Source organism: Rhodococcus sp. NPDC004095 (assembly GCF_053604015.1).
Map to the genome: position 1 here is coordinate 44,591 of NZ_JBSGGS010000003.1, position 16,369 is coordinate 60,959.

The 16,369-nt window shown below is 72.1% G+C and carries 14 protein-coding genes; 10 read left to right on the top strand and 4 right to left on the bottom strand.

The features are described from left to right. Positions 1-8 precede the first annotated feature (8 nt). Genes ACWEPG_RS06410 through ACWEPG_RS06420 form a run of 3 tightly spaced genes read left to right on the top strand, consistent with a single transcriptional unit; the run spans position 9 to position 3,259 of the window. A complete protein-coding gene (locus ACWEPG_RS06410) occupies positions 9-1,490 on the top strand; it encodes a DNA-3-methyladenine glycosylase 2 family protein (protein WP_452594102.1) in 1,482 nt (493 codons plus the stop codon). Then, positions 1,487-1,990 (top strand): methylated-DNA--[protein]-cysteine S-methyltransferase, encoded by a 504-nt coding sequence (locus ACWEPG_RS06415; protein WP_450112896.1) that lies wholly within the window; start codon positions 1,487-1,489, stop codon positions 1,988-1,990. Before ACWEPG_RS06410 ends, ACWEPG_RS06415 begins: the two co-directional genes overlap by 4 nt. Positions 1,991-2,023: 33 nt before the next feature. Next, entirely contained in the window at positions 2,024-3,259 is a 1,236-nt protein-coding gene (locus tag ACWEPG_RS06420) for an AI-2E family transporter (protein WP_450112895.1), read from the top strand. Here ACWEPG_RS06420 and ACWEPG_RS06425 read toward each other — a convergent pair. After that, entirely contained in the window at positions 3,256-6,234 is a 2,979-nt protein-coding gene (locus ACWEPG_RS06425; protein ID WP_450112894.1) for an AAA family ATPase, read from the bottom strand. The two genes, ACWEPG_RS06420 and ACWEPG_RS06425, sit on opposite strands and share 4 nt — an antisense overlap. Further along, positions 6,231-7,412 carry a metallophosphoesterase family protein gene (locus ACWEPG_RS06430; RefSeq protein WP_450112893.1) on the bottom strand — a complete coding sequence of 394 codons (1,182 nt, stop codon included), beginning with the start codon at positions 7,410-7,412 and terminating at the stop codon, positions 6,231-6,233. The genes ACWEPG_RS06425 and ACWEPG_RS06430 overlap by 4 nt, the downstream gene beginning before the upstream one ends. 129 nt (positions 7,413-7,541) lie before the next feature. Here ACWEPG_RS06430 and ACWEPG_RS06435 point away from each other — a divergent pair, with 129 nt between their 5' ends. Further along, positions 7,542-8,510 (top strand): DUF6542 domain-containing protein, encoded by a 969-nt coding sequence (locus tag ACWEPG_RS06435; RefSeq protein WP_450112892.1) that lies wholly within the window; start codon positions 7,542-7,544, stop codon positions 8,508-8,510. Here ACWEPG_RS06435 and ACWEPG_RS06440 read toward each other — a convergent pair. Next, positions 8,501-9,505, bottom strand: a complete 1,005-nt coding sequence (locus ACWEPG_RS06440) for a 4-hydroxy-3-methylbut-2-enyl diphosphate reductase (RefSeq protein ID WP_450112891.1) — start codon at positions 9,503-9,505, stop codon at positions 8,501-8,503. The genes ACWEPG_RS06435 and ACWEPG_RS06440 overlap by 10 nt on opposite strands. A 99-nt stretch (positions 9,506-9,604) precedes the next feature. On the opposite strand from ACWEPG_RS06440, the gene ACWEPG_RS06445 reads away from it, so the two are divergent. From ACWEPG_RS06445 to ACWEPG_RS06455, 3 genes are read left to right on the top strand one after another with little or no spacing between them, the layout of a single operon-like run. Then, positions 9,605-10,225, top strand: a complete 621-nt coding sequence (locus tag ACWEPG_RS06445) for a lipid droplet-associated protein (protein ID WP_450112890.1) — start codon at positions 9,605-9,607, stop codon at positions 10,223-10,225. After that, positions 10,222-11,508, top strand: coding sequence for an exodeoxyribonuclease VII large subunit (gene xseA, locus ACWEPG_RS06450; RefSeq protein WP_450112889.1), 1,287 nt, complete (start codon positions 10,222-10,224; stop codon positions 11,506-11,508). The genes ACWEPG_RS06445 and xseA overlap by 4 nt, the downstream gene beginning before the upstream one ends. After that, positions 11,505-11,714 carry an exodeoxyribonuclease VII small subunit gene (locus tag ACWEPG_RS06455; RefSeq protein ID WP_450112888.1) on the top strand — a complete coding sequence of 70 codons (210 nt, stop codon included), beginning with the start codon at positions 11,505-11,507 and terminating at the stop codon, positions 11,712-11,714. The genes xseA and ACWEPG_RS06455 overlap by 4 nt, the downstream gene beginning before the upstream one ends. 18 nt (positions 11,715-11,732) lie before the next feature. Here the strand turns inward: ACWEPG_RS06455 and ACWEPG_RS06460 are convergent, their stop codons facing one another. After that, positions 11,733-12,302 (bottom strand): DUF4245 domain-containing protein, encoded by a 570-nt coding sequence (locus ACWEPG_RS06460; RefSeq protein ID WP_450112887.1) that lies wholly within the window; start codon positions 12,300-12,302, stop codon positions 11,733-11,735. 97 nt (positions 12,303-12,399) lie between these two features. Between ACWEPG_RS06460 and ACWEPG_RS06465 the strand changes: the two genes are divergently transcribed. The 3 genes from ACWEPG_RS06465 (at position 12,400) to ACWEPG_RS06475 (ending at position 16,340) form a co-directional block, all read left to right on the top strand. Further along, positions 12,400-13,680, top strand: a complete 1,281-nt coding sequence (locus ACWEPG_RS06465; protein WP_452594103.1) for a hypothetical protein — start codon at positions 12,400-12,402, stop codon at positions 13,678-13,680. Positions 13,681-13,793: 113 nt separating this feature from the next. Further along, positions 13,794-14,828, top strand: coding sequence for a class II fructose-bisphosphatase (gene glpX, locus ACWEPG_RS06470; RefSeq protein WP_450112885.1), 1,035 nt, complete (start codon positions 13,794-13,796; stop codon positions 14,826-14,828). 99 nt (positions 14,829-14,927) lie between these two features. Continuing rightward, entirely contained in the window at positions 14,928-16,340 is a 1,413-nt protein-coding gene (locus ACWEPG_RS06475) for a class II fumarate hydratase (RefSeq protein WP_450112884.1), read from the top strand. Positions 16,341-16,369 lie beyond the last annotated feature (29 nt).

Below are 16,369 nucleotides of genomic sequence, written 5' to 3' on the forward strand. Positions count from 1 at the left end.
TGGAGGACATGAACCTCGACTTCGACCGCTGCTACCGGGCCGTCTCGTCCCGGGACACGCGCTTCGACGGGCAGTTCTACACCGCCGTCCGCACCACCGGCATCTACTGCCGCCCGTCCTGCCCGGCGATCACCCCGAAGCGGGCCAATGTCACGTTCCTGCCCACCGCGGCCGCCGCGCAGCAGGCGGGCTACCGGGCCTGCCGCCGCTGCCGCCCGGACGCCGCACCCGGCTCCCCACAGTGGAACGTCCGCTCCGATCTCGCCGCCCGGGCGATGCGGCTGATTCGTGACGGCGAGGTGGAACGCGGCGGGGTGGAGGGGCTGTCTGCCGCGCTGGGTTACTCGGCTCGGCAGCTCACACGCACACTCACGGTCGAGCTCGGTGCAGGTCCACTCTCCCTTGCCCGGGCGCACCGCGCACACACCGCGCGCCTGCTGGTCGAAACCACCGCAATGCCGATGTCGGACATCGCCTTCGCCGCCGGGTTCTCCAGCATCCGCCAGTTCAACGACACCGTCCGCGAGGTGTTCGCAGCGACACCGACACAGATGCGGGCCGACGCCGCGCGCCGCGGCTCCGGCCCGCCCTCGGCCGCAGGCACCGTCTCGCTGCGGTTGCCGTACCGTCCGCCCCTCGACCGCGCCTGGTTCGGCTGGTTCCTGTCCGCCCATGCGGTCCGGGGCCTCGAACAGGTCGTCGGCGGGCAGTACCGGCGGGTCTTGCGGCTCCCGCACGGCGCCGGGGTTGCGGCGGCCCGGCTCGCCGACAACCACGTACGCGCCGACCTGACTCTGCACGACATGCGTGACCTCGCCCCCGCCGTCGCCCGGCTGCGGCACCTGTTCGACCTGGACGCCGACCCCCAGGCCGTCGACGACGCGCTGCGCCGCGACCCCGCGCTCGCCCCGGCGATCGTGACGACACCGGGCATCCGGGTTCCCGGATGCGTCGACCCTGGAGAGTTGCTGTTGCGCACCATGATCGGGCAGCAGATCTCGGTCTCCGCGGCGGCGACCCACACTGCGCGGCTGGTGGCGGAGCTGGGCGATCCGATCGAGGACCCACACCTGACGCACGCGTTCCCCTCCCCAGCGACGATCGCCGCACGTGGCCGAGAAGTGCTCACCGGGCCCGCTCGCCGGGTCGACGCAGTGATCGCGGTCGCGGCTGCACTCGCCGACGGATCGCTGACGCTGCACGCGGGCCGGACCTCGGCCGACCTGCGCGCGGAGCTGCTCTCCCACAAGGGGATCGGTAGGTGGACCGCCGACTACGTGGCGATGCGCACCCTCGCCGACCCCGACATCCTGCTCGACTCCGACCTCGTCGCCGCCCGAGGCGCACACCTCCTCGGTGTGGACCTCCGCGCCCAGGACCGCTGGACGCCGTGGCGCTCGTACGCCTCGATGCACCTGTGGCACACGGCACTCGCCGCCCGCGGCGCGCTCGCGGCCACACCCGACCCCGATCCGAAGGAACCCCGATGACCGCCCACCACTGCACCGTGCCCACCGCCGCGGGACCGTTCACCGTCGTCGCCGACCGCGACGGTGCGGTGCTCGCGTCCGGCTGGACGCCCCACGTCGACGTCCTACTCCCCCTGATCCACCCCAGCCTGCGGCCGACCAAATCGACGGCGCGCGCCGACCTCGGCGAGGTCACCCGCGCCGTCACCGACTACCACGCAGGAGACCTGCACAGCATCGATTCGATTCCCGTGAAACAACACTCGGGCGAGTTCCTCGAGGCCGCCTGGGAAGTGCTGCGGAAGGTCCCGCCCGGCGAGCCGGTGACGTACACCGAGTTCGCCGCGCTCGCCGGACGTCCGGCTGCGGTGCGCGGCGCGGCGTCGGCGTGCGCGCGGAACGCAGCAGCCCTGTTCGTGCCCTGCCACCGGGTGGTGCGGGTCGGCGGCGCCCTCGGCGGATTCCGCTGGGGATTGCCGACGAAACGCTGGCTCCTCTCCCACGAGCAGTCCGAGGGGTAGATTCGGCGCGTGCCCCGCCAGGAAGGACCGCCCGTGAGCGAAACGCCCACCACCGCCGACCCGAAACCGCCCCGGCGCCGCTTCATCGACCGCGGCGAGGTGCTCGGCGCCGGCGGCATGTGGCTAGCCAAGTGGTCGCTGTGCCTGGTCGCGATCGCGGCCGGAGCCTGGGTGGTGTGGGCGATCCTCGGCGAGCTGTGGGTCGTGGTGCTGCCGGTGCTGATGGCCATCGTCGTGTCCACCGTCCTGTGGCCGCCGACCCGCGCGATGACGAAGCGGGGCGTGCCGCCCGCCGCGGCCGCCGGCATCACGATCGCCGGATTCTTCGCCGTGCTCTCCGGAGTCATCGCGCTGATCGTGCCGTCGGTGGTGGACCAGGCCCCGGAACTGGCCAACAAGGCCAGCGAGGGCCTGCGGACGGTCCAGCACTGGTTGCAGGGCCCGCCGGTGAACCTGCGGGACGATCAGATCGACTCCGCCGTCCAGGCGATCATCTCCAAGTTGCAGTCGAGTGCGCAGTCCATCGCGACCGGCGTGTTCAGCGGCGTCAGCGCGACCGCCTCGATGCTGATCGCGATCGCCCTCGTCCTGGTGCTGACGTTCTTCTTCATCAAGGACGGGCCGCGGTTCCTGCCGTGGCTGCACTCGGTCAGCGGCGGCAGGGCCGGTCGCCACTTCGAGGCCGTGGCGGTGCAGGTGTGGGACACCCTCGGCGGCTTCATCCGCACCCAGGCGCTCGTCAGCTTCGTCGACGCGTTCTTCATCGGACTCGGCCTGGTGATCCTGGGTGTGCCGCTGGCGCCGGTGCTCGCGGTGCTCACGTTCATCGGCGGTTTCATCCCGATCGTCGGCGCCTTCGTCGCCGGCGCACTGGCGGTGCTCGTCGCCCTGGTCGCGAAGGGCTGGACCACCGCCCTGATCATCCTGATCATCGTGCTCGCGGTGCAGCAGCTCGAAGGCAACGTGCTCCAGCCGGTGCTGCAGAGCCGCAGCATGAACCTGCACGCGGCGATCGTGCTGCTGGCGGTGACCGCAGGCAGCTCGCTGTACGGCATCGTCGGCGCCTTCCTCGCGGTCCCGGTGGCCGCCTGCGTCGCGGTGGTGATCCGGTACATCGGTGAACAGATCGACCGGCGACTCGACGAACAGGACGCGGCCGACGCCGCCTCAGCCGGACCACCGGATGTCGGCGACGCGGCCGCCGACAACAGCGCCGGAAGCAACGGCACCGGCACCGGCAGCCTGCCCGGCCTCCCCGACCCGGCTTAGACCACCACCTCGAGCGTCGACCCGGCCCGGCCCCGCACCACGTGCAGCCGGCTCGGGATCCGCTGCCGCATCTCGTCGACGTGGCTGACGATCCCGACGACGCGGCCGCCCTCACGCAGCTCGTCGAGGACGCCCATCACCGACTCGAGGGTCTCGGCGTCGAGGGTGCCGAAGCCCTCGTCGATGAACATGGTGTCCAGGACCACGCCACCGGACTCGGCGGCGACGACGTCCGCCAGCCCGAGCGCCAACGCCAGCGACGCCAGGAACGACTCGCCTCCGGAGAGGGTCTTCGCGGACCGCACCACACCGGTGTAGTCGTCACGTATGTCGAGACCGAGACCGCCGCGTTTGCCTCGCGGACCGGCGCCGTCCTCGTGAACGAACTCGTAACGGCCGGAGGACATTCGGCGCAGCCGCACCGACGCCGACAACGCGACCTCCTCGAGCCGCGCCGCAAGGACGTAGGAGCGCAGCGACATCTTGCGCGCGTTCTGCCCGCGGCCGGCGATGACCTCGGCCAGCGCGGCCAGCTCCTCGTACCGGCGCAGCGCGGGTCCCAGAGCCTCGACCTCGGCGGCCAGTGCCTGTGCGTAGTGCTCGACCTTCGCGGCGCGGTCGTCCGCCGCGGTCGCGGCCTTCATGGCGTCGTCGCGGGCGGCGGCCGCGGCCGCGTGTGCCGCCTCGGCCGCAGGCACGTCGGCGGGGTCCAGGGAAAGTGCCTGGACGACCGCCGGTTCGGCGAGCACCGCCTCGGACCACACCCGCTCCTCGCGGGCGGCGGTCAGCACCGCCTCGATCTCGTCGATCCGCGACTGCGGGAGGACCGCGGCGCGGGCCTGCTCCGGGGTGTCGAAGCCGGCGTCGACGGCCGCGCGCGCGGCGTGCGCGCCGGCGTCCAGCGCGGCGGCCGCGGCACGGGACGCCGACGCCCGCTGGTCGCGCAGGGCCGTCGTCGCGGCGGCGAGCGCTTCGAGCCGGTCACGACGCGACTGCAGGTCCGTCTCCGCCCCGACGGCCTGCGCGATCTCCGCGTCCAGTTCGGCGAGGCGACGGGTCTCGTCGGCGATCCGCTGGTCCAGTGCGGCCAGTTCGGTGGCGAGCACCTCGGCGCGGCGGGCGAGGTTGTCGCTCTCCCCTCGCAGTCCGGTGAGTGTCTTCGCCGCCGCGGGCTCCGCGGCGGCCGCGGCCTTCGCAGCCGTGTGGGAGTCCTCCGCCGCGGCGACCGCGGCGAGCAGCGTGTCCCGGTCGGTGTCTCCGGCGCGGTCGGCGAGCACCTGCGCCCTGCGGTCCAGGTCCGCGAGCAGTGCACCCGCGTCGTCCACGTCCCGGCCGCACTGCTGTTCGACGGCCCGCGCGGCGTCCTCGTCGGCCTTGGTGACGGCCCCGTCCGCGGGGCGGGCGAGCTCGGGATGGTCCCCGGACCCGCACACCGGGCACCGGTCGCCGTCGGCGAGATCGGCGGCCAGTTCCGCGGCCATCCCCGCGATCCGCCGCTCCCGCAGGTCCGCAAGCGCCTCCCGCGCGTCGAGATGGGCGAGGCGGGCCCGCTCGTGTCGCTCGCCGGCGACGGCGCGCGCGGCACGCACCCGGTCGAGTTCGGTGGCCGCGGCGACCCGTTCCCGCGCCGCGTCGAGCTGTTCGGCCCGCAACGGCACCGTCGCGGCGACGTCGCGAACCCGGCTCAGGTCCGCCTCGCACCGCTCGATCTCCGCCGGAACCGCGGCCCGACGATCCGCGACCGCGGTTGCGGCAGAAGCCAGTTCGGCACGGCGGGCGCGTACGCCCTCGTGCTCGACACGCGCCGCGCGACGCTGCGCGTCCCGGTCGATCAGATCACGCAGGCGGGCGGCCTCCGCCCCCCAGTCCCCGACCGCCACCGCCAGGATTTCCGCGTCCCCCGGTCGGTCCGGCCAGGAGACGCGCCCGACCAGGGCCGCTCCCTCCGGCTCCCGGGCGACGGCGCGGGCGAGTTCGTCCACGCGGGTCCGCTCGGTCGCGGCCGCCCGGTCGGCGCGTTCGGCGAGCGCGTCGGCCGCCGTCACCGGCACCGCGCGCACGGCGCGGTCGTGTTCGAGGGCGAGCGCGTCCAGCGCTTCGCGTCCCGCGGCCACCTGGTCGAGTTTGGTCCGGGCCTGGGCGGCCCGGTCCTGCAGCTGCCGCACCTCGCGGGCGCGGCGCAGGGCGTTCTCGGTGCGGACCGCGGCCGACTGGGCCGCGGTGAGGGCGAGGGCCGCGGACTCGCCCACCTCTCGCGCCTCGTCGACCAGCCGCGCCGCCCACGCGACCGGATCGGCGTCCGCGCCGGCCTCGATGCCCGCCGCCGCCGACACCTGCGCCGCCAACCGGTCCACCGCGGCCTTCTTGCCGGACACCGCGGTCTCGGTCTCACGACGCCGATTCGCGAACCACTCCTCGACGGTGGCGAACCGCCCGGTGTCGAACAGCCGCTCGAGCAGCACGCCCCGCTCCTCGGTGTCCGCCCGCAGGAACCGCGCGAAGTCGCCCTGCGGCAGCAGGACCACCTGGAAGAACTGATCGGCGCTCATTCCGAGCAGCCGCCCCACCACCTCACCGATCTCGTCGAGCCGGGTCAGATTCTCGCCGTGACCGTCCAGCCATTCGAGGGTGGCCTTGGCGTTCTCCTTGGTGGTGCCGGTGCCGCGCAGCTTGGGCCGCTGGAACTCGGGGCTGCGGGTGATCCGCAGTCGCCGGCCGCCGATCGTGGCCTCCAGCACCACCTTCGGTGGCGTTCCGGGGGCGGCGTGGTCGGACAGCAGCCGCTTGCCCTCCTGCCGGGCGCCGGGCACCCGCCCGTACAACGCGAATGCGACCGCGTCGAGGATGGTGGTCTTGCCCGCGCCGGTCTGGCCGTGCAGCAGGAACAGCCCGTCCGCACCGAGCTCGTCGAAGTCGACGGTGACGGTGGAGCCGAACGGGCCGAACGCCGTCACCTCGAGTTCGTGCAGCCTCACGCGACGGCCTCCACGTCGCCGGAGGGCGGACCGTCGACCTCCCGGTCCGCCGCGCCCAGCGCCTGTTCCACCCACCGCAGCTCGCTCGCGGTCGGCTCGGCGCGGACGTCGGTGAGGAAGCTGGTCACGATCTCGCGGTCGGTGCGCCCGCGGACCTTGTCCCGATACTTGAGGTCCGAATCATCCTGCGGGCGTACCCATTCCACGTGCACCAGATGCGGGAATCGGTCCCGGAGCACCCGCATCGCGTCCACCGGGCGGACCGGGTCGGTCAGGACCGCCGACACGTAATCGCCGATCGCGGACGCGAACGCGTCGTCGCCGAGCAGTTCCTCGACGGTGCCGGTCAGCTGGCTCAGCCCGCGCACCACCGGAAGGTCGTGGCGGTCGACCCGGGCCAGCCCGTCCGCGTCCAGGTCGGCGATCCACACCGCCTTGCGGTGGGTCCGTTCGCCGAACGAGTACGGCAGGGGCGAACCCGAGTACCGCACGCAGTCGGTCAGAGTCTGGGGTGAATGGAGGTGACCGAGCGCGACGTAGTCGGCACCGTCGAACGCCGAGACGGAGACCGTCTCGACCCCGCCGACCGAGATCGACCGTTCCGATCCGGTCGCCTCCGCACCGACGACGAAGGCGTGGGCGAGCACCACCGACCGGGCAGGCGTGCCGGCACGTGACCGGTCGGCCAGGTCCTCGCGGACCCGGGTCATCGCCGCGTCCAGGATGTCGGCGTGGGTGCGTGCTGTCGGAACGCCGAGTTCGGCGCGGGTGGTCTCCGGTTCGAGATAGGGAATGCCGTAGAAGGCGACCGGGCCGTGCTCGTCGGACAGCACCACCGGCGTCGAGACCTGACCCACCCTCGTCATCAGGTGCAGGCCACCGGCCGCGGCGAACGCCGCGCCGGCACCGAGGCGGGCCGGCGAGTCGTGATTGCCGGATGTCGCGACGATCACCGCACCCGCGGCCCGGATCGCCTCGAACCCTCTGTTGCACACCGTGACGGCGTCCGCGCTCGGGACGGCCCGGTCGTAGACGTCACCGGGCACGACGACGACGTCGACTCCGTGCTCGGTCACCAGCCGCGCGATCGCGTCCAGCGCGGCGGCCTGGTCCGCCAGCAGATCGACGCCGTGGAAGGTGCGCCCGATGTGCCAGTCGGAGGTGTGCAGGATTCGCATGTGCCGACCGTAGACGAGGGCACCGACACCGCCGCCGACGCCAGGCCCCCGGCACGCGTCGACGGAGATCGTTCCCACAAACGGTCCCGCCAACGGTGGGATCGGGCCGGCAGCAGCTAATGTCTAGACGTGTCTGCAACCCAACGTGCTCGATCCGGGGTGCCGCTCGCGCAGCGATCGGCGCTGGCCACAGTCCCGGGCGTGCCTGCCTGGGGCGCCGTCGCGATCGCGGTGGCGGCCACGCTCGTCGGGTTCGTCATCGACGCGGTCCGTGGCAACGAACTGACCGCGGCGTTCTCCGTCTTCTTCTTCCTCGGTTGCCTCGCCGCGATCCTCGCGGTCCGCAACCGCGGACTGTTCACCGCGATGGTCCAGCCCCCGCTGATCCTGGTGGTCGCGGTGCCGCTCGCGTACCAGCAGTTCTCGCCCGGGGGCGGCGGCCTGAAGGATCTGCTGCTCAATGTCGCGATCCCGCTGGTCAACCGGTTCCCGCTGATGCTGGCGACCACGCTCGTCGTCTGCGCGATCGGTGCCGGACGCATGTACATCCGGCACCAGGCGGCCGGCATCATCGCCCGGCCCGCGCGCCGATCCGGCAGTGCGCGGCGCACCGAGACCGAACCGCGGACGGTGGCGGATCGGACCGAAACTGTCGCCGAACCCGACCGGCCACGCGAGCAGCAACGGTCCGAGCGGCCGGTCCGCCGCCCCGCCGGGCGGTCGGCGGACCCGTCCCAGCCCGCACATGCACCGGGCAGTTTCCCGACGGGCCGCTACCCGGCACGGGCGGCGCACAGCGAATCGTCCGAGGAGCGGACCGAATCGTTCGACCGCCCGCAGCAGTTCGCACGCCCCCACGAGCGGGCACCCCGCCCCGATCGGCCGGCGCAGCACGACCGGCCGGACCGCACCCAGGGACGCCGTTACGAGGCCGCGCCGGCACAGCCCGGTCCGGCGTACACCGGTTCCCGCCCGGCCGCCCGGGCCGAGGGCCACGAGTACGGATCGGAGCCCGAGGTCCCGCTGCACCCGATCCCGCAGGTGCGGTACCGGGACCGCGGTGACACCCCGCAGGACCCCCCGTACCGCTACCGCTGAGCGGGCTTGCGCAGCTCACGCGGCAGCGAGAACACCAGCGTCTCGTTCGCGGTCGTGACGGTCTGCACGTCACCGAAGCCGTGCTCGGCGAGCAGTTCGATGACCCCGCCGACCAGGATCTCCGGCACCGACGCCCCTGAGGTGACGCCGACCGTACGCACCCCCTCCAGCCATGCCGGGTCGATCTCGCGGGCGTAGTCCACCAGGTGCGACGCCTTCGCGCCTGCACCGAGGGCGACCTCCACCAGTCGCACCGAGTTCGACGAGTTCCGGGAACCGACGACGATCACCAGATCACACTCGGGCGCCATCGCCTTGACCGCGACCTGCCGGTTCTGGGTGGCGTAGCAGATGTCGTCGCTCGGCGGATCCTGCAGCTTGGGGAACTTCTCCCGCAGTCGGGAAACGGTGGCCATCGTCTCGTCGACACTCAATGTCGTCTGCGACAGCCAGATGACCTTGTTCTCGTCACGAACGGTCACCGCGTCGACGGATTCGGGGCCGTCCACCAACTGCACGTGGTTGGGCGCCTCACCGGCGGTGCCCTCGACCTCCTCGTGCCCCTCGTGGCCGATCAGCAGGATGTCGAAGTCGTCGCGCGCGAATCGCTTCGCCTCCTGGTGCACCTTGGTCACCAACGGGCAGGTGGCATCGATGGTGTGCAGGCTGCGGGCGTCCGCGGCCTCGTGCACGGCCGGCGAGACGCCGTGCGCGGAGAACACCAGCACCGACCCCTCGGGCACCTCGTCGGTCTCGTCGACGAAGACGACGCCCCGCTCGGCGAGGGTGTCCACGACGTGCCGGTTGTGCACGATCTCCTTGCGCACGTAGATCGGCGCGCCGTGCTTCTCGAGCGCCCGCTCGACCGTTTCGACCGCACGGTCCACGCCGGCGCAGTAGCCGCGAGGTTCGGCGAGCAGGACCCGCTTGCCGGTCGCCGAGTTCGACGCGCCGGTGCCGGTGATTCCCAGGTTCAGGGGGACAGCGGAAGACATGCCTCCAGGGTACGGGGGTCGGCGAGGTGGGGCCCCGCCAGCCGGGGGCGCCCCGTGTCCCGGCTACCAAATGACGCCCCGGTAGGGCACTCTAGGACCATGTTCCGTCCCCCTTTCGCCGCCCGCGTGGCTGCCGGTATCGCGGCAACGATCGTCGAAGAGGTGCAGAAACTGCCTGCCACGGCGGTCACGCTGCCGATGACCGCGGTCAGCACGGTGCTGCAGACGGGCATGCACGTGCAGCAGGCCGTCACCGCCCTGGCCATCAAGGGGGACGAGGCACTGTCGGGATTGTTCCCGCAGTCCGAGGAACAGCCCTCGTGGGCCACATTCGACGAGGACGCCGACGCGTCCCCGCAGCACAACGGCACCGGACGGTCCGCGCCGGCACCTGCCGCCCCGGCGAACCAGGGCCGATTCGAGCTGTACTCCATGACCCCGGCCGAGGGCGCCACCACGGCGGAGCCGAAAGCCCCCAAGGCGACGGCCACCGCCCCGAAGGCCGCGGCGACGAAGGAACCGGCCACCGACGGTGAGCGCCCCGAGATCGCCGAGTACCTGGACTACGACAACCTCACCCTCGCGCAGTTGCGGGCGCGCCTGCGCACCCTGTCCATCGAGGAATTGACCGCGCTGCTCGACTACGAGAACGGCACCCGGAACCGGGCCCCGTTCCAGACCATGCTCGGCAACCGCATCACCTCCGCCAGCGCCAAGTGACCGCTGCCAGCCCCACCCCGCCGAGCACCCGGCCCTCGGCCCAGACGTCGAACTCCGCCGAGAACCCGTGGCCGGTCCGGTCGGTGTCGACGAAGGTCGCGGCCTGGATCGACCGGCTCGGCAGCATCTGGGTCGAAGGTCAGATCACCCAGATCAACGTCCGGCCCGGCACCCGGACGGCGTTCCTGGTCCTGCGGGATCCGTCCGCGGACATGTCGCTGTCGGTGACCTGCTCCCCGACCCTGATCCGGGACAGCCCGGTTCCGCTGACCGAAGGCACCAGGGTCGTCATGTTCGGCAAGCTGTCGTTCTACACCGGCCGCGGCACCGTCTCCCTGCGGGTGACGGAGATCCGGCCGGTCGGGATCGGGGAACTGCTGGCTCGGATCGAGCGACTTCGGGGACTGCTCGCGGCGGAGGGCCTGTTCGACCCCCGGTTGAAGCGGCCGCTGCCGTTCCTGCCCCGCACCATCGGGCTGATCACCGGCCGTGCGAGCGCAGCCGAACGCGACGTGCTCAGCGTCGCCGGCGCCCGGTGGCCTGCCGTGAACTTCGCGATCCGCAACACCGCAGTCCAGGGTCCGACCGCGACCGCGCAGATCGTCGAGGCGCTCGCCGAACTCGACGCGGACCCGGCGGTCGAGGTGATCGTCCTGGCTCGCGGCGGCGGCAGCGTCGAGGACCTGCTGCCCTTCTCGGACGAGACGCTGTGCCGGGCGATCGTCGCGTGCACCACCCCGGTCGTCAGCGCCATCGGCCACGAGCCCGACAACCCGCTGTGCGACCTGGTGGCGGACGTCCGGGCGGCGACACCTACCGACGCGGCCAAGAAGGTGGTGCCCGACGCGGTCGCCGAGCAGGCGCTGGTCGCGGACTTCCGGGCGCGCGGCGCGGCGGCGCTGAGGAACTGGGTGGCGCGGGAGGCCCGGTCGCTGGCCGACCTGCGCAGCCGGCCGGTTCTCGCGGACCCGCTCGCGGCGGTGGAACGTCGCGCCGAGGACGTGACGCGCCTGCGGGAGGCGGGCCGACGCGACATCCGAAGGCTGGTCGACGGCCAGTCGACAGTGCTCGAACACATGGCGGCGCGGCTGACCACGCTCGGCCCGGCCGCGACGCTCGCCCGCGGCTACGCGGTGGTGCAGCGGGTCGTGCCGGGTTCGGATCCGGAGGTGCTGCGGTCGGTGGAGGACGCTCCGCCCGGCACCCAGCTGCGGGTGCGCGTCGCCGACGGCGCGGTGATCGCCGCGGTCATGGGCAGGGACAAGTCAGGAGAACAGAAGTGAACGAACCCGTGTCCGAGCTCGGCTACGAGGCCGCCCGCGACCAGCTGGCGGAGGTGGTCAAACTGCTCGAGCAGGGTGGCCTGGACCTCGATCACTCGCTGGCACTGTGGGAGCGGGGCGAGGCACTGGCCAAGAGGTGCGAGGAGCACCTCGCGGGTGCGCGGGCCCGGGTCGAGAAGGCCCTCGCGCACACCGACGAGGACTAGCCGCCGCGATCCGGGCGGTCAGGACAGCGGCTGGGCCTGTCCGACCGCGTCGGCGAGCTCGCCGAACTCCTCGGTCGAGCCGCTGCCGGTGATCAGCACCCGCACGTCCCCGAGATCGGTGACCCAGATCGGCTCGCTGCCCTCCTCGCTGAACTGCACCCAGGAGTTGCCCGCGAACTGCTCGGCGCCGCTCGCGGTACGCGGTCCACCGGCCACCCACGACACCAGGGGCTCTTCCGCGGCGGCCGACTGGCTCAACTGCAGGTAGCGGCCGGCGTCGGTGATGTAGCCAACGGTGCTGACGTCGCCGCCGTTGTCGCCGCTGACGGTGCCCCGGCTACCGGAGTTCGGCTGCCAGGCGTCGGGCACGGCGGGATTGCGGATCGGAAAGTCCAGTTCGGCCGCGTCGAAACCCAGCGCCGCCTTCACGTCGAACTGCGGGACCGGTCCGGCGGTCGGGCCGCCGGGGCTGAACGAGCACGACCGGGCGACCCCCGCGATGATCACCGCGAACAACACGAGCGGGATCAACGACCAGATGATGTCGCGGTTGTTCTGAAGAATTCGGGGTTTGTCGCCAGCTGCCACGACAACGAGTATCCCAGCATGCCGCGCGGTGACGGCGGTCGGGACCACCACCGAAACCCGTACGCGAAGTTACACACATGTGGTTAGTTGTCGGACCATGAGCCTTCGCAGCCGACTCCCCCGGCCACACCGTCTGGCCCTGGCGATCACCGGTGTGGCTCTGGCCGTGGCGGCGACGACGGCGCCGGCGACCGCGACCCCACACGTGCCGGGCGACGTGGGGTACCACGACCTGCTCGATCTCGTGCCCGCCAACGCCGACGCCGAGGATCCGGGCGGGCTGGACCCGCGACTGCCCACCGACTCCCGGGTTCTCGGTCGGGCCGTCGCCGCGGCCCGCGCCGACCGACTGGCGCCCGTCCGCTACGCGACGCTGCTGCACCAGTACTGGCTGGCGCGGGGCGCCGAGGCATCGGGCATCGACCTCGGCACCTGGGATCCCCGCACCGGTTTCGCCGCGAACTCGGAACTGGTGAACCGGGTGTACGCGAACTACGGCCGCTATCAGAAGGAGCGGGCCGAACTGAACTGGGCGGGCATGGCCGGGATGGCGGGAGCATCGTTCACCGCCGGCTTCCTGGACATCGACACCGGGCGGGGCGTGCTGTCCGTGGACGCGGTGCACCGGATCGGCGAGGCCGTCGCGGCGGCGGTCGGCACGCTGCCCACGGACGCGGCGGAACGACTGCCGGACGACGTGCGCGCCCTGGCCACCGTCGCGCCCACCCTGACCGCCGACGACCTGGACTGGTACCAGCAGCGACTGCTCGTGATGCAGAAGCACATCTACTTCGACATGGTGCCGATGCACGAGGCCTACCTGACCGAGGGGCGGCCCGCGATCGAGGAGATGCGCGCGGCCGGACTGCTCGACGCCAACACCGAGGCCGCCTGGGAGGCGATCTTCACCGGCTCGCCCGAGGGGCGCGCGGACGCGGTCGTACGGATGGCGGACCGTGAGCAGAACACGATCGTCGCCGACCAGTGGGACGCGACGGCTCGCGGCCGGGACGGCGCCGGGCGCGTGCTCGCTTACGTCACCACAGTCGCCGCGCAGCCGTCGATCCCCGGCACCCGCGCGCCGGGCGTCTTCGCACCGCTCACCGTGCACGCGGCGACGGCGCCCGGCGGGGCCGGCGTCCGGGTGCAGGCGCCGCTGCCCGACTTCAACTGGGCCGACCGGGGACCACGCTGGCGGTACATCGCAGGGGACACGGCGCCGGCCTACCGTCTGCTCGCCGAGCAACGGCCCGGCGAGATCGGGGCGCTCCTCGGCCTGCCCTTCGCGACCTTCGCCGATCAGCAGCGGGTGGTGGCGCGCGCACCGGCCCTGATCCGCGACCTGACCACCGGGTGGTCCGTGGTCGCGGGCCAGTAGACCGGCTCGGGTGGACGCGGGCGCCGGATGAGACAATTACGCCGCGCGATTCGTTTCGCGTCCACGAACACACCCAGGGCGGCTTTCCGGTCGCCAGCGAGGAGGCACCGCCCATGACGGCCAGCACGAGTCACCGCGAAGCACCGGACCGGAACCTCGCACTCGAGTTGGTGCGGGTCACCGAGGCTGCCGCGATGGCCGCCGGCCGCTGGGTCGGGCGAGGCGACAAGGAGGGCGGCGACGGTGCCGCCGTCGACGCCATGCGCCACATGGTCAGCTCGGTGTCCATGCAGGGCGTCGTCGTCATCGGTGAGGGCGAGAAGGACGAAGCCCCGATGCTGTACAACGGCGAGGAGGTCGGCAACGGCGACGGTCCGCTGTGCGACGTTGCGGTCGACCCGATCGACGGCACCACGCTGATGAGCAAGGGCGCGCCCGGCTCGATCGCGGTGCTCGCCGTGTCCGAGCGCGGCGCCATGTTCGACCCGTCTGCCGTGTTCTACATGGACAAGATCGCGGTCGGCCCCGAGGCCGCCGACGTGATCGACCTGGCCGCCGGTGTCGCCGAGAACATCCGCCGCGTGGCGAAGGCGAAGAACCGCGCGGTCTCCGACACGACCGTGACGATCCTCGATCGCCCGCGGCATGCCGACATCATCCGCGAGATCCGGGAGACCGGCGCCCGCATCCGGCTGATCTCCGACGGCGACGTGGCCGGCGCGATCGCCACGGCCCGCCCCGACTCCGGCGTCGACATGCTGCTCGGCATCGGCGGCACCCCCGAGGGCATCATCGCGGCCGCGGCGATGCGCTGCATGGGTGGCGCGCTGCAGGGCCGGCTGGCCCCGAAGGACGACGCGGAGCGGGAGAAGGCCCTCGCCGCCGGCCACGACCTCGATCGGGTGCTGCGCACCGAGGAACTCGTCACCGGCGAGAACATCTTCTTCTGCGCGACCGGTGTCACCGACGGTGAGCTGCTCAAGGGTGTGCGCTACTACGGCGGCGGCGCGACGACGCAGTCGATCGTCATGCGTTCCAAGTCGGGCACGGTCCGCATGATCGAGGCCTACCACCGCCTCGAGAAGCTGCACGAGTTCTCCTCGATCAATTTCACCGGCGTCGACGGCGCACAGCCGCCGCTGCCCTGACGAGTTCTCCCCGCAAACACTCCAGCTGAAGGGTCCCTTCGTGCGCCACGCGCGCAACAAGGGGCCCTTCGGTCGTTGCGGCGGTGGCAAGCTGGGTGCATGACTGAGAACAGCGAACCGCAGTTCCGCATCGAGCACGACACCATGGGCGAGGTCCGGGTTCCGGTCGACGCCCTGTGGCGGGCACAGACTCAGCGCGCAGTGGAGAACTTCCCGATCTCTGGCCGGGGGCTCGAACGCGCCCAGATCCGGGCACTCGGACTGCTCAAGGCGGCGTGCGCCCAGGTCAACCGGGATCTCGGTCTGCTGGACGCGGAGAAGGCCGACGCGATCGTCGCCGCCGCGACCGAGATCGCCGACGGCCGCCACGACGACCAGTTCCCGATCGACGTGTTCCAGACCGGCTCGGGGACCAGCTCGAACATGAACGCCAACGAGGTGATCGCCTCGATCGCGCTCGCGCACGGGGTCGAGGTACATCCGAACGACCACGTCAACATGTCGCAGTCGTCGAACGACACCTTCCCGACCGCGACGCATCTCGCCGCCACCGAGGCCGCGGTCAGGGACCTGATCCCCGCCCTCGATCATCTGCGACTTGCCTTGGTGGACAAGGCAACCGAGTGGCGCACCGTGGTCAAGTCGGGCCGCACCCACCTGATGGACGCCGTGCCGGTGACGCTCGGGCAGGAGTTCGGCGGCTACGCCCACCAGGTCGAGGCCGGAATCGAGCGGGTCATGGCCGCACTCCCCCGCCTCGGCGAACTGCCGATCGGCGGCACCGCGGTCGGCACCGGGCTCAACGCCCCGGACGGATTCGGCCCGAAGGTGGTGGCGAGGCTGGTCGACTCGACCGGAATCGATGCACTGTCCCCCGCCCGCAACAGTTTCGAGGCGCAGGCGGCGCGGGACGGACTGGTCGAGGCGTCGGGGGCCCTGCGCACGATCGCGGTGTCGCTGACGAAGATCGCCAACGACATCCGCTGGATGGGGTCGGGTCCGCTGACCGGCCTCGGCGAGATCCGCCTGCCGGACCTGCAGCCGGGCAGTTCGATCATGCCGGGAAAGGTGAATCCGGTGCTGCCGGAAGCGGTCACCCAGGTCGCGGCGCAGGTCGTCGGCAATGACGCGACCGTCGCCTGGTGCGGCGCCGCGGGCGCGTTCGAGCTGAACGTCTACATCCCGGTGATGGCCCGCAACATCCTCGAATCGATTCGGTTGCTGGCCAACGTGTCCCGGCTGTTCGCCGACCGCTGCGTCAAGGGGCTCGTCGCGAACACCGAACACCTGCGCACGCTCGCAGAGTCGTCGCCGTCGATCGTGACGCCGTTGAACTCGGCGATCGGCTACGAGGAGGCGGCCGCGGTGGCGAAGGAGGCGCTCAAGGAGCGCAAGACGATTCGGCAGACGGTCATCGACCGCGGGCTGGTCGGCGACGGCCTGTCCGAGGAGGAGCTGGACCGCCGCCTCGACGTACTCGCGATGGCAAAGGTCCCGCCCGCGAGGAAGTGACGCGGACGGGACCTGCGCGGTGGTGCGTG

Excerpts from the sequence above, each read along its gene's own strand:
- ACWEPG_RS06410 (WP_452594102.1), top strand. The coding sequence starts at position 9 with ATGAACCTCGACTTCGACCGCTGCTACCGGGCCGTCTCGTCCCGGGAC.
- ACWEPG_RS06415 (WP_450112896.1), top strand. The coding sequence starts at position 1,487 with ATGACCGCCCACCACTGCACCGTGCCCACCGCCGCGGGACCGTTCACC.
- ACWEPG_RS06430 (WP_450112893.1), bottom strand. The coding sequence starts at position 7,412 with ATGCGAATCCTGCACACCTCCGACTGGCACATCGGGCGCACCTTCCAC.
- ACWEPG_RS06440 (WP_450112891.1), bottom strand. The coding sequence starts at position 9,505 with ATGTCTTCCGCTGTCCCCCTGAACCTGGGAATCACCGGCACCGGCGCG.
- ACWEPG_RS06445 (WP_450112890.1), top strand. The coding sequence starts at position 9,605 with ATGTTCCGTCCCCCTTTCGCCGCCCGCGTGGCTGCCGGTATCGCGGCA.
- ACWEPG_RS06465 (WP_452594103.1), top strand. The coding sequence starts at position 12,400 with ATGAGCCTTCGCAGCCGACTCCCCCGGCCACACCGTCTGGCCCTGGCG.
- glpX (WP_450112885.1), top strand. The coding sequence starts at position 13,794 with ATGACGGCCAGCACGAGTCACCGCGAAGCACCGGACCGGAACCTCGCA.
- ACWEPG_RS06475 (WP_450112884.1), top strand. The coding sequence starts at position 14,928 with ATGACTGAGAACAGCGAACCGCAGTTCCGCATCGAGCACGACACCATG.